General features: G+C 43.5%; 12 protein-coding genes. 6 read left to right on the forward strand and 6 right to left on the reverse strand.

The window, feature by feature from the left end; all coding sequences use genetic code 11:
- The first annotated feature begins 22 nt into the window (after positions 1-22).
- The gene (locus NQ546_RS14885) at positions 23-1,045 is read left to right on the forward strand and encodes a BT4734/BF3469 family protein (RefSeq protein WP_004290246.1); all 1,023 of its coding nucleotides are present in this window, start codon (positions 23-25) and stop codon (positions 1,043-1,045) included.
- A 175-nt stretch (positions 1,046-1,220) separates the two neighbouring features.
- A complete protein-coding gene (locus NQ546_RS14890; protein WP_004290244.1) occupies positions 1,221-2,093 on the forward strand; it encodes an Rpn family recombination-promoting nuclease/putative transposase in 873 nt (290 codons plus the stop codon).
- Between the two features lie 90 nt (positions 2,094-2,183).
- Here NQ546_RS14890 and NQ546_RS14895 read toward each other — a convergent pair whose 3' ends face one another.
- From NQ546_RS14895 to NQ546_RS14920, 6 genes are all read right to left on the reverse strand, one after another.
- Positions 2,184-2,852 carry a leucine-rich repeat domain-containing protein gene (locus tag NQ546_RS14895; RefSeq protein ID WP_004290243.1) on the reverse strand — a complete coding sequence of 223 codons (669 nt, stop codon included), beginning with the start codon at positions 2,850-2,852 and terminating at the stop codon, positions 2,184-2,186.
- 55 nt (positions 2,853-2,907) lie between these two features.
- Positions 2,908-3,468 carry a hypothetical protein gene (locus NQ546_RS14900; RefSeq protein ID WP_115615928.1) on the reverse strand — a complete coding sequence of 187 codons (561 nt, stop codon included), beginning with the start codon at positions 3,466-3,468 and terminating at the stop codon, positions 2,908-2,910.
- A gap of 67 nt (positions 3,469-3,535) precedes the next feature.
- Positions 3,536-5,302, reverse strand: coding sequence for a radical SAM family protein (locus tag NQ546_RS14905; RefSeq protein ID WP_239463473.1), 1,767 nt, complete (start codon positions 5,300-5,302; stop codon positions 3,536-3,538).
- Between the two features lie 221 nt (positions 5,303-5,523).
- Positions 5,524-6,066 carry a hypothetical protein gene (locus NQ546_RS14910; protein ID WP_004290240.1) on the reverse strand — a complete coding sequence of 181 codons (543 nt, stop codon included), beginning with the start codon at positions 6,064-6,066 and terminating at the stop codon, positions 5,524-5,526.
- Between the two features lie 3 nt (positions 6,067-6,069).
- Complete coding sequence (locus NQ546_RS14915; RefSeq protein ID WP_039953237.1) at positions 6,070-6,528, reverse strand: hypothetical protein; 459 nt, start codon at positions 6,526-6,528, stop codon at positions 6,070-6,072.
- A gap of 69 nt (positions 6,529-6,597) precedes the next feature.
- Positions 6,598-7,029, reverse strand: a complete 432-nt coding sequence (locus tag NQ546_RS14920; protein WP_147293907.1) for a hypothetical protein — start codon at positions 7,027-7,029, stop codon at positions 6,598-6,600.
- A 460-nt stretch (positions 7,030-7,489) separates the two neighbouring features.
- Between NQ546_RS14920 and NQ546_RS14925 the strand changes: the two genes are divergently transcribed.
- From NQ546_RS14925 to NQ546_RS14940, 4 genes are all read left to right on the forward strand, one after another.
- On the forward strand, positions 7,490-8,317 hold the full coding sequence (locus NQ546_RS14925; RefSeq protein ID WP_115615930.1) for a hypothetical protein: 828 nt from the start codon (positions 7,490-7,492) through the stop codon (positions 8,315-8,317).
- A gap of 709 nt (positions 8,318-9,026) precedes the next feature.
- Entirely contained in the window at positions 9,027-9,410 is a 384-nt protein-coding gene (locus NQ546_RS14930) for a hypothetical protein (protein WP_115615931.1), read from the forward strand.
- A gap of 597 nt (positions 9,411-10,007) precedes the next feature.
- Positions 10,008-10,889 carry a fimbrillin family protein gene (locus NQ546_RS14935; protein ID WP_115615932.1) on the forward strand — a complete coding sequence of 294 codons (882 nt, stop codon included), beginning with the start codon at positions 10,008-10,010 and terminating at the stop codon, positions 10,887-10,889.
- A 59-nt stretch (positions 10,890-10,948) separates the two neighbouring features.
- Complete coding sequence (locus NQ546_RS14940) at positions 10,949-11,749, forward strand: fimbrillin family protein (protein ID WP_115615933.1); 801 nt, start codon at positions 10,949-10,951, stop codon at positions 11,747-11,749.
- Positions 11,750-11,948 lie beyond the last annotated feature (199 nt).

The following is an 11,948-nucleotide window of genomic DNA, read 5'->3' on the forward strand; positions in this document are numbered from 1 at the left end:
TAACTAATAAAAATCCAATAATATGATAAACAAGAACATAAGCTACTACCACAACTCAAGTGATTCAAGAAGCAGGATCTATTATAATTTCGACCATATCCTTGAACTTATAGCATCCGACACAAAACTCTCCAGGCAAACGGATATAGTGAGGATGCAGACGACAGAGAAGGCTTACAAGGAAGAGAAACACAGACTCCCCATGATAGCACCTTCCGGAATATTCGACTACAGAAACGATGACCCGACCAACCTGCGCCGATATTCAAATATCCTCGTGCTTGACTTTGATGATTTTAAGTCACATGAGGCGGCAAGTGAATTCAAGGAAAGACTGATACTATATGCCAACCCTCTCCATCTTTACGCAGTATGGTTCTCTCCGGGTAATAAAGGTGTGAAGGCGGCTATGATCCATGACAACACCAACCCGGACCACCATTACAATCTTTTTTGGCAGGTGAAGCAAAGATTATATCCGGGGACTGAGGAATTCGATAAGAGTTGTCATAATCTAAGCCGCACGTTCTTTCTTAGTTCCGATCCTAAAGTCTATGTCAACCCTAAGAAAGACACGTTACTTCCCTACCACTTTGAATATGACCCGTCCATTCCCAAGCCTGCCGTGAAGAGTTATAATAAGGGTGGTTCAAGCGGTAGTTTCATTCATACGCCGGAAGAGATTGAAAGGAATACAGGTTTTCAGAGGTTATGGAAGGACAAGACTCTCATTAACTACGTGGACAAGAGATGGAGAAAAGAGTATCCGGACAGTTATGAAGATGGTAACAGGCACCGTTCAATTCTCTCCAGAGCAAAATGGTTGTGTCTGTACGGTGTCTTGTATGATGCAGCTCTGGAATATCTCACCGGTACATTCGGCAGGCATGGTATCCCTGAGGATGACATTCGGGGGATGGTAATCAACAACTATAATGCCAACCGTGAAAGTTTTGGTGCCTCAAGGATGGAGCTGTATGGCAAGAAGGAGCAGGGAGTGGTGTACAGGAATCAGAAGTTGAGGGAGAATACGCCGTTCAATTAGATCCGGGAGGTAAAAGAGGTAAGTTTATGATGGCTTGCCTCTTATTTTTTCTCATAATTCATCTCTTCCGTCTTGAATATTCCATCATAATCCTTACCTTTGTAATTGTTGTACCCGGCTGTGAGGTTTTGTCTTACGCAGGGTTTGGTCTTAAAACGGTAAAAAAGAGGAATCAATGGGAACAGAAGGCATACAGGACAGATATGTAAATCCATATACAGACTTTGGATTCAAGCTGCTTTTCGGTACGGCTATGAACAAGGAGCTTTTGATCAGCTTCCTGAATGCCCTATTGTTCGGTGAGGAGGTGATTAAGGACGTGACCTATCTCAACGCGGAGCATCTCGGAACTCAGGAGTATGACCGTCGGGCTGTATTTGATGTCTATTGTGAAAATGAGAAAGGTGAGAAATTCCTTGTCGAGATGCAGCGTGGCGAGCAGCAGTTCTTCAAGGACCGCAGCGTTTTCTACTCCACCTTTCCTATCCGTGAGCAGGCGAGGCGTGGCGAGTGGGATTATGAGCTGAAGGCTGTCTATGTGGTCGGTATCCTGAACTTCTCCTTTGACCCGTCTGATACCGAGTACTTCCATCATGAGGTTAAACTTGTCGATCTCTACACAAAGAAAGTCTTTTATGACAAGCTTACCTTCGTTTACCTTGAGATGCCCAAATTCAACAAGACCGAGGATGAGCTTGAGACGATGTTTGACAAGTGGCTTTTCGTGCTCCGTAACCTCTCCTCGCTTCTTGAACGTCCCAGATCCTTGCAGAACAGGGTGTTTGACCGCCTCTTTGAAGCTGCCGAGATAGCGAAATTCACCAAGACCGAGCTGAGTGAGTATTGGGACAGCCTCAAGAATTTCAGGGATTGGTATAGTGTGATATCAACGGCCGAGAAGAAAGGCAGGGAAGAAGGAAAAACAGAAGGTCGTATTGAAGAAAAAAGAGAGAATGCCCGTAACCTTAAAAGATTGGGCGTGGCTGTCGATATCATATCCCAGGCTACAGGATTGACACCGGAAGAGGTGGAGCAAATTCCAACCTGATCCGTTGTGTTATACCGGAAAAAATAATCCCGTCCCACCTTACCGGCAAGACGGGAATTGTCAAGTAAACATTATGCTCCAATAAGGTTTCTATAGGGGCTTCACTTTTCCCTTTAGCCCCCACGGAAGCCTATATTTGATTCTTCTTTCATACCCTCGCTTAACGAAAATAGTTTTCAGACTGTTGCTTTGCCAAAAGGCATATTTCCCGATACTGCTTATTGAAGGCGGTATATAAATACGGGCAAGTCCAGAACAGTATTGAAAAGTCAGATTATCTATCCTCGTAACTCCATCCGGTATGATTACCTCCTCTATCTCAGCATTTATCGCGAAAGCGCCTGCACCTATGTTTTTCAGGCCAGCCGGCAAATCCATTTTTTTCAGTCGGCATCTGTTGAAAGCCCACTCCCCAATGTTTTCTATATACTCGGAGAAGTGTATGGCCTTTAGGTTTTCACACCCAAAGAAAGCGAGGCTGCCTATGGAATTGACCTGTGAAGTGGACATATCTACTGATTCTATTATGGTACAATTAAGGAAAGCGCCGTTCTTAATATGGACTGTTTCCGGTATTACTTTGTAATCACTGACGGTACACGACCTTCCATCGGCCAGTATCAGTGCTCCTGTCGGTTCAATCACATACACCACTCCATATAGCGAGAGGTGCTTTTCAATTTCTTTTTTTAATAGTGAACACATAAGCATGATATTTATATTGGTTATTATAGAGAAGTCTTCCAACCCGATTCCCATGCACCTTATTCCTCTCAGTCGGTTCAGTCATGGTCGGATTGGAAGACTCTGTACACTAATACCTTTTCATATGGGATAAAGTATCCAAATTGTATATACTTACATAATCAAAATCAAAGCAGACCACCCAAAGGTTATTCCCGGGAAAAGCCATATTCAGTTTTCTGTTAACAAAATCCAATACATCATGTGAATAACTGTAGTTGTCTGGGTCTAAAAGTTCCTGATAGGAATGGGAATAGTCTGTGTGAGGAAACATAAACTTATGCAAAGTAGCACCTTGTGTACCTTTTGGGTAAATGGGATTTCCTCCATTATCATCAAAATCACTGGCATACCGATAGTAAACGGCACCGTCATATTCTACTATATTTTCATATGGTTCAAAGAGTTTACTCATAAATTGTTTTTCCTGCCCGTTGCTAAGTAGACGGTAATTCGCATAGTTATCCCATCCGGTTAAAAGGGAGGAGCAGGTAAAATAATCCAACTTGAATTTGTCATAGAAAAAATACTTGCGTACCACTTTTATGATTTGGGTTGTCATATGATAGACGTATCTGCTTTCATTGTATGGGAGATGCAGCTTATTGCTGATCTCCTCTAATAAATCCATATTCCCAACTCTTTTCAGAAAACATGGATCCAAATTCTCTATTTTACTATTTTCCATATTAAAAAAATTAATTAAACATATTATAGTCACTCCCCACAAAATTGTCAGGGAGGGTCTTACGGTTGAGTTTAAGCATCTTCACTACGGAATCCTTCAGGTAGATCTTAGGTTTTCCCGGCAACCCCAGAAGTTCGTCCACCAGATTACGCACCTCATCCTCCCCATACTCCATATCGCCGGATAGCAGACCGACCATATAGAGGTCACAGAAGTCCAGTGTCTCCTTAATCACCTGCAACGAAGAGGCCGGATCTATCACCGGTTCGGCACTCACGAAGGTCCGGTAGCCTCTGTCGTGGAGCTCTTTCATGGTCTTTATACGCTCCTGGTTCGGTGACGAGTTTCCTTCCAGCTCATCATGTCCGGTCAGGGTGAATCCGAAAGCGATATGTTTCTTGCAGAGTTCCTCATCATAACCCTCCTTGGCAGAGAGAAGACCGAAGAATGGCTCCACGAAATCTGCGCGTTTGGTCAGCAGCCTCACGTTCACGCCGTTTTCCATACATATCCTCACAGCCTTGGCCGTCAGTCCCATCGTCTCGGGAAGCAGCGGGTCGGTAGTGAAGCTGAAGAACAGCCAGGACTTTCTCAATTCGTCAAGACACACGGCAAACTCTTTTTTGAACAGCTCCATGGCCTTCTCCTCTTTGCCCTTGAAACAGTTCTTAAGGGTCGGGACGGAAGTGTAGATATCGGCATTGGGACTGTCCTGCAGATAGCAGTACTCGCACCCGTTGCTACAGCCCCTATAGAAATTGCAGGACCAGCCGCTGTACTCACCGGCCTTTCCGCTCGGCTGGTAGATGGTTTTACCGCGATATTTGTCATTCTTCTTCTTTGCGGGAACAGCCTCACCTGCACTAGCCTCCTCCTTCTTTTCAAGCATGGTATTAAATTCCTCCTCAGCCTCGAAAGCCTTCCGCTCATAATCGGCCTTCAAGGTCTCGTCTTCAATATCCTTGCTGAACTTGTCCCAGAATCCCTTCAACAGCCTGATTTTCTCATCATTGTCCTTCTCACCTGCAACATTCTCTGCATCGGTTCTGTCCAGGGTGGTGAAGAACAGGACCAGCAGGTTCACCATGGCTTCCTTCATGCTGTCACCGCACGCGTTATAGATCTCGATGAACATATTGATCGCCGCGCTGTTCCTTACCATCTTCGGGATATCACGCCAGCAGACCCTGAAGGCATGAAGGATACGCTCGCCACGGTCTATGTTCTCCTCCACACCTTTCAATACCATGGGGAGTCCCTTGTCGGGAGCTTCCATATACTCCGACAGCATTTTTTTCTTATAGGTGTCGGAAAGGTTAAGGATGGTGTACGCGTATTTCTCACCCAGCTTCAGTTCCTCCTGCCACTTGACGGCGGTGGTGAGATTGCTTTTCTCATAACCGGTCTGCGCTGCTATGTAATGTGAGCAGTCCTTCGAGTCCCAGTTACGGTTGTTGGTATTCCTTATACGTATCCAGCGGTCTATAGGAAGGCCACTCTCCACGTGTCTGAACTTCAGGGGGTGTTTGTAACTCTCATCCTCTGAAAGCAGTTCGAGATGTGCCTGTATCCTATGGACTCCATCCGCAACAAGGAGGGTGGCAGGAACTTCGGGAGAGTCCTTGGTATATTTCTTATCTCCGTCATTGAGGTCAGTCAGTTTACGTTCCGGATAAGCTTCAAAATATTCCGCTCCCAAGAATATGGAAACGGGTTCTATACAGCCATCTTTTTTCAGGCTGCTTTTCAGCTTTTTCAGGTGGGGCCCGTTGATCATCCTTCCGAAATCCCTATCGACAACCAGTATGAATCCGGCTGACCGGAGTTCCTCGAGTGTTACGGTTCTTTCATCCTCTATCTTTTTCAGGATCTGCTCCATCTTGTCCATAGTTTTTTCTATCAATGTATCTTTTTTCCTGTTCATTTTCATTGAATATTTAGTTGTTTGATAATATAGGGTGGTACCCATCACGATACCACCCCGTTTGTTTTCACTTTTTAGAAATGCATTTGCCACTTCTCTTCATGTTCCTCGTGCTTCCAGAATATTCCGGAATCAAGTACTATATAGGTTCCCCACGAACCGAGAGAGATGAACACATCCGGATCGCCGGTCAAAGCCCGGAAGCAGCTGGAAAGATTGTTGTTCAGGGCATCGTAGGGGGCTCTCTTGTTGTCCATCCTTGATACATAGTTCAACAGACTTATCTTGTCATAGAGGGATGGTTCATAGCCATAACGCGCCCGGAACATCTCCTCCCAGTCAAGTCCGAAGAGTCTGTTCCCACCGTAGAAGGAAAGCAGCGTATGGTATCCGTTACCGTAATAATGTCTGGTCCTGCAAAAGTCATATACTCCGACAGTGTAAGATGATCCGCTGCCACAGGTGTTCATCATATGGAAGGCAAAATCACTGCCGTTCCTGGCCTCGTTATAAAAAGGGAGAAGGGTTGACAGCCACTCTGGAAAAAACACTTCCAGATCGTCTGCAAGGCCGGAGGTTAATCGGGAAGCCACCGGCAGACTTTTAATAATATCCATAATTCAATATTCTATAATGTTATTTACTCTATCCAGGTTATAGATGTCAATATAATCCAGCCCCAATGCTTTTACCCAAAGGTTCATATCCGGAAAAGTGTTCTTGAGTATGAGCGCGGTGTGGTCAACCGCATCATGGCTGTAACTGTATCTGTCCGGATCGAAAAGAGACGCATAGTTCTCTTCATATGGGGACTGCATGTCATGGAACTGCGGCCATGGAGCACAGAGCTGGAAGACAACACCCATCGGATTAAAAATACCGGCTTGGGAATGCATATAGGCCTGGAATTCCACCTGGGGACTGCCCATACTTTTCACATAGTTCTCCGATACGATATGGATGACATCAGTATCATGTAATCTATTACGGCAAGCGTTATATACTGTGATTATAAGTTGCATCATATCAGCAACATATTTCTCTTGGTCTGATATCAGACCTAAATTTATTTTTATCATTCTATTTAAAAATTTAAAAGTTAAAAAAGGGGCACTTCGGTGTATCTCCTCCATGCCCTGTTAATGAACTCATTTATTGGGAAAGAACAGCTCCTTGAATAAACAGACCGCTTCCGCAAAAGCTTTCAGCCCGGAAACTATCTGGTTGAACATGAATGCGTTCACAACTTTTTCCGGTATCTTCCCATCTGTTCCACCTATTTTCTGGCGGGATTTATCGTTCTGGGTCTCATAATACCATCCTCCCTGGGACGAAGCCTGGGGAGCCTTTCTTACTGCCGGTTCCTGCCCGCTGGTTGTCTGAGGTACATTGGGGAGTTCCCGAGCCTCACCGGCCGGAGGAACAACCTCGATGTATCCGTTTTCAATTGTATACTTTCCCTGGTTATAGTCATCGACAATCTGTTTCAATTGTTTATGACTGAGACCGTATTTTTCACAAAACGGTCTGCGCTCAGCCTTCGTTTTCAGCTGGGTTATTTCTAAAATTGGTAATTTCATATCTATTTTTTTAAAATTATCCGTCATTACTTTTGAATGGTGTATTTTTATATCCTGCAACTGTATCCTTGTTACAGTCATTAGTCAACACTGATCCCGGACTTACAAATGTACCGGGAGGAGTATTGGAGGTCATTGCCGGACTCCTCTTTAAAGAGTCGCGGCCATAAAGTGCAGACTGGCGTGCCTGCATATATTATTGTACAATAAGTCAAAGAACCTGCCAAAGCTTTAAGCAGCGGCAAATGTAAATAGTATTTTTTTGAGTCACAAAGTCTTTTTAGCTATGTAAATCACTCACATTCAATATGGTACATGCGTGGTACAGCATTTTTGCAGAAAGAGGGAGGAGATACGGAATTTAGCAGTTCTATTCTAAAGATAGAACTTGGTAAGATTGGCACAAATGTTGTGGAAGTGTACATAACACATGAGAAGTAAAAACATAAATAAAATAACAATGAAAACAGATATTTTAATTCAGTACCAAAAGGTTCTGGATAGGGCAATCTCTCTAATCGACATCAATAATCCGGAGGGTAAGCATTTAGATAAAATTGTGAATGAAGAAAGACTGTATGAAAAGTTGAAGGATATTGACTGGTACGCCTTGAGGGATGAGATGAGCAAAAATTCCGACTGTTTTTCGTATGTTGGGTATTTTGTACACTATCAAGAACAGCTTCAGAAAGTCATTGACCAGTATCCGGCAGAGATATTCGATGCAAAAGATTACTATCTCGTAGATAACGATAATCCGATCTATCAATATTACAGAGCTAAAGATGAGGTAGATAATTTTGTGGCATTCTTTTCACTGGTCCAGTTACTCCAACAAACAATAAAAAAATTACAAGAACATTTTGAGCAGAAAGAGGTTCATACCGCCAGACTGGAGAAGGAGAACTTGACCTATGCCCATGAATATACAAACTACACCTGGGAAAAAGCCGGGGCTGTCTATGACCGGCTGGTGGAGAAGGGGTGCCTTATGAATCAGGAGTGGGGCAGGGAAACTTTCTGTTTCAGGTTGACCGGCAGAAAGAAAGGGAGCTTTTTTATCACTGTTCTCCTCCAATGGTGCAAGTCCAATATCCTGCTGTATATGTTTTTGAAAGAACTGGTGCCGGATGACGGTAAAATCTGGGTAAAGTCAGGCGTCTTCTTTCGTCTCAGGGATGGCTCAATAATCAATCCGGAAACGGCCAAGAGGGAATTGCAGCGCATGAAGACAGGAAGCAAAAAAAATGAAGGGCTTGTCAGGTATCTTGCCTATGGGGAAAAATAGTGGCACAATTAACGGGAGGGAAGTGTAAATTCTATGTTCCCTCTCTTTATACTATCAGCCTCATACTGCACTGTCTAAAAAAAGATACGTCCGGGCAACAAACCGATACCTAGAACACGGAATCATCAATTGAGAGGAATAAACAAGTCACTCCTTATGCCGCTTCTTATATTCCTCAAGTTCTTCCATGCTTCTGATATTCAGCACTTCCACGAATTTCAGGAATAAATGGGAAAAAGCGAGACTGTCACTCAAAAACAACCCTGAGACAAGTTGGTATATAAAAATTGAGATACACTTACAATGGAGTGCATCTTACTGATAAATCGAATGCACAAGATGTAGTTGAGCAGTCGCTTACAATGATTCTAACATCATCAAACTTTATCCAATCAATTATTGCATAATACGCTAACAAATAGTACCTTTGCAACAAAGGTTATTACCCCAAATTGTTACCTTTTAAAAGATAACTAACTGATAGTAAGCATATTTTTCGACACTGGCAGTGTCGAGGTGATGAGTTCGAGTCTCATACGCTCCACTCCAAAGCATCACAGATGTTTATAATGACACAACAATGTTTTAATAATCAAGGCATTACTTGAAATTAAAACATCGTTGTGTTTCTTTTTATATCTTTATGAGTCTAAAAAATAGTACATAAATTTGCAACGATGTACCAAGTAACGTCTAATTATGTACTAAAATGAATATTAAAAGACGAATTTACTTTTATTTGCAGAAAGTGTATAACAGTGTCAGCACAGAAAACCAGATACGTATACGCGTTCGTTGGTCTAACAATATACTGCAGTTCAACGTAGGCTATAACATTTCACCCGAAAAATGGGATGCCAAAACCGGCCGGTGCAAAAAGAACACAACTAATATAAATGGAGATACCGCTTTTGAGATAAACAAGGAAATTTCAAGATTAGAGGCTCTCACTGATGATTTGTTTAAGCCATTTGAAGTGTCCGGGTATGAGCCTTCACTTAAAGAGTATAAAAACCAACTTCAATATCGCCAATGGAAAGAGCACTGGATGTTTGCAATCAGTTATATACAGCCGGCGAGAAGAAAGAAGTAATACCGCCCTTCTTGAACGTACTGCCATGTTATCTGTTACTTCCGGTTTTGAACATAACCAACTTCTCTTTGGTTGTAAATCCATCATATTGACAGTTCTCTGAAAATAAGGAATATTGAAAGCTGGAGATTCATAAAAAAAACTCCGGTTCTTTATTTTTATGCCCATTTTGGAAGGTCAACCAAATTGAAACGGCACACAATTTTGCGTGCCTCTCATTTTATTGCCAATGTCCCTATCGTCTTTCCAAAATCTTGAAAAAAAGAAAGAAGCCTCTGTGTTGATGACGATGCGGAGTTTTATACTATCTGCACCCATATTGCCCCGAATAATTGATATAGCCGAAGTATGGCTTATAGCGCTTGTGCCTAAAAAATTACATTCATGTTCGGTATCGCGCAACGAACCTACTCTTCACCGAAATATCCCATTTTGTGAGGAAACCGATAATAGGGGGAAACGTGGGAAAATTTTCCAAGTAAGAGAATTCAAATGACCAAACATTTCCCAGTCTATATTGTTATAACCGCAAAAGTATATCTGTTTGATTATAACAGTCCTTTTAAAACGATTAATAAACAGCAAAAACCTTGACGTATGAAAAAGTTTATACTAATGACAATGACTGCAACCCTTATGGCAGGTTGCAGTACCGATGAAGAGAATGAATGTACTTCTCCTCCAAACGAATACCCCGTTGAAATCATGGCAAGTGCAGGTGTCTCAGGTATCCAGACAAGAAGCCCGATCAACACCGGCCAATCTGTCACTGCCGGTTTCATAGCTTCTGCAAGCGGTGGAGACTATAGCACCAACTTGTGGACCGCGGCCGGCACCTTTACCGCTTCGACCACAACCTCCGCCACCTTTTCACTCACCCCCGCGCAATACTACCCCGCTGACGGCAGTACAGTCCATATCAAGGGATACTACCCCCAAGGAACGCTATCCGGCAACACTGTCACATTCTCGGAAACAGACGGTTCCAATGACGTGATGATTTCAGGCGAAGCCAGCGGGAACAAAACAACAGGCGGAGCACTGGCTTTCACTTTCAACCATCTGCTGACCCAGTTGCAATTCACCTTTAAGGCAGGTACAGGATTTCCCGCTACCGGAAAAACCGTAACCAGTATTACCCTCAAAAACCAGCAGACTCCCGCCTCGCTTAATATCAACGACGGTACCGTCTCTTACAATCCGGCAGGTGCCGGCATCACTTTCACCGGTTCGTATGCCATCAGTGCTGACCCCGGTACTACAGCCACGATCTATCCGATGGTAAAAAGCGGCGCCACGAATGTGGTGATGGACATCGTTGCGGGTGGAGTGACCTATCCTAACGTAACGGTAAACTTAAATACGGAAACAGGAAAGGCCCACAATATCATACTGACTTTTACCCCCAAAGGTATTATAGTCTCCGCGATCGTCACGCCATGGGTTACCGGAGGAACGGGGTCGTCTGTTGTGCAGTAATTCATCCTATAATACACATTCCGACAGTGAAGTTCTCCACCCGAATACTCATAGTAATAATGCCGCTGTTATCCGTAAGTTGCGGCAGTGATATGGAGGAAGTATCTTTCAACAGTGAAGGGTACCCCTCCCCAATCCACCTTGCCATTATAGAAGCCCCCCCACACACAAGGTCCATCGTCAACAGTATCAACGATATCAGTGTCGGTTCTTTGGGAATCTATGAAGTGGCGGAAAGTGGAACTTCCGGTACATTTCCCTGGACAACTTCCCCTTTATTGAACAATGTAGCTCCTGCCGGTATAAGTGGAAATGAACTCACTTTCTCGCCTCCATTATACTATCCGGCAGGAGGGCATAAAGTCATCTTTTACGGTTATTATCCACGTACCACAGCTACGAACGGAACCAGCTACATCACCCCTCCCGGAAACGGGACAGCTCCCACTTTCAATTTCACCCTTACAGGACAGGAGGACATCATGCATGGTGCCAGCGTTGCCGGTGGAAGCTATTCTCCCGGAACGGCCATACCGATTACCTTCAAGCACAAGCTGACACAAATACAGCTTAATGTCTCGGCTCTGGGTACCCTGCTTTCAAGTATCAAAATTCTAAATGTGAGAAATACCGGCTCTATGAATTTGGAAACAGGTACGGTTACCTACGGCAACAATACGGTGGACATCACACTTGACAAAGCCGGTCTGACAACCACCGCTCCAGTGATGGTACCAGCCGATGTCGCCGTTTATCTGGTGGAAGTTGCTTTCATTGGACAGCTGCTTCCCCGCAAATATCTAATAAAACCTGCATCAGGAAAATTTCTTGAGGGAATAATCTATACGATAACACTGTGAAAATATTTTCGGTATTCCGGATATTTTCATTCGGTATTGCATCAATTACCCAATTATTAACAGTAAACAATAAGAGTACATAGCTCAAGTTGCATAATGTCAACATCCTTCAACAAGTAACATTCCTTTGCTGTTTGGATAAGGGCTGAGATTTTCATTCTGGCCTGGTGAAGTTATGCGAACTGTATAAAACAGAGTA

This window comes from Bacteroides eggerthii (assembly GCF_025146565.1).
Taxonomy (GTDB): Bacteria; Bacteroidota; Bacteroidia; order Bacteroidales; family Bacteroidaceae; genus Bacteroides; species Bacteroides eggerthii.

What these genes read in the sequence shown, in the direction of transcription:
- NQ546_RS14885 (WP_004290246.1), top strand. Translation starts at nt 23, where the DNA reads ATGATAAACAAGAACATAAGCTACTACCACAACTCAAGTGATTCAAGA.
- NQ546_RS14890 (WP_004290244.1), top strand. Translation starts at nt 1,221, where the DNA reads ATGGGAACAGAAGGCATACAGGACAGATATGTAAATCCATATACAGAC.
- NQ546_RS14895 (WP_004290243.1), bottom strand. Translation starts at nt 2,852, where the DNA reads ATGGGAATCGGGTTGGAAGACTTCTCTATAATAACCAATATAAATATC.
- NQ546_RS14900 (WP_115615928.1), bottom strand. Translation starts at nt 3,468, where the DNA reads ATGGATTTATTAGAGGAGATCAGCAATAAGCTGCATCTCCCATACAAT.
- NQ546_RS14905 (WP_239463473.1), bottom strand. Translation starts at nt 5,302, where the DNA reads ATGATCAACGGGCCCCACCTGAAAAAGCTGAAAAGCAGCCTGAAAAAA.
- NQ546_RS14910 (WP_004290240.1), bottom strand. Translation starts at nt 6,066, where the DNA reads ATGGATATTATTAAAAGTCTGCCGGTGGCTTCCCGATTAACCTCCGGC.
- NQ546_RS14915 (WP_039953237.1), bottom strand. Translation starts at nt 6,528, where the DNA reads ATGATAAAAATAAATTTAGGTCTGATATCAGACCAAGAGAAATATGTT.
- NQ546_RS14920 (WP_147293907.1), bottom strand. Translation starts at nt 7,029, where the DNA reads ATGAAATTACCAATTTTAGAAATAACCCAGCTGAAAACGAAGGCTGAG.
- NQ546_RS14925 (WP_115615930.1), top strand. Translation starts at nt 7,490, where the DNA reads ATGAAAACAGATATTTTAATTCAGTACCAAAAGGTTCTGGATAGGGCA.
- NQ546_RS14930 (WP_115615931.1), top strand. Translation starts at nt 9,027, where the DNA reads ATGAATATTAAAAGACGAATTTACTTTTATTTGCAGAAAGTGTATAAC.
- NQ546_RS14935 (WP_115615932.1), top strand. Translation starts at nt 10,008, where the DNA reads ATGAAAAAGTTTATACTAATGACAATGACTGCAACCCTTATGGCAGGT.
- NQ546_RS14940 (WP_115615933.1), top strand. Translation starts at nt 10,949, where the DNA reads ATGCCGCTGTTATCCGTAAGTTGCGGCAGTGATATGGAGGAAGTATCT.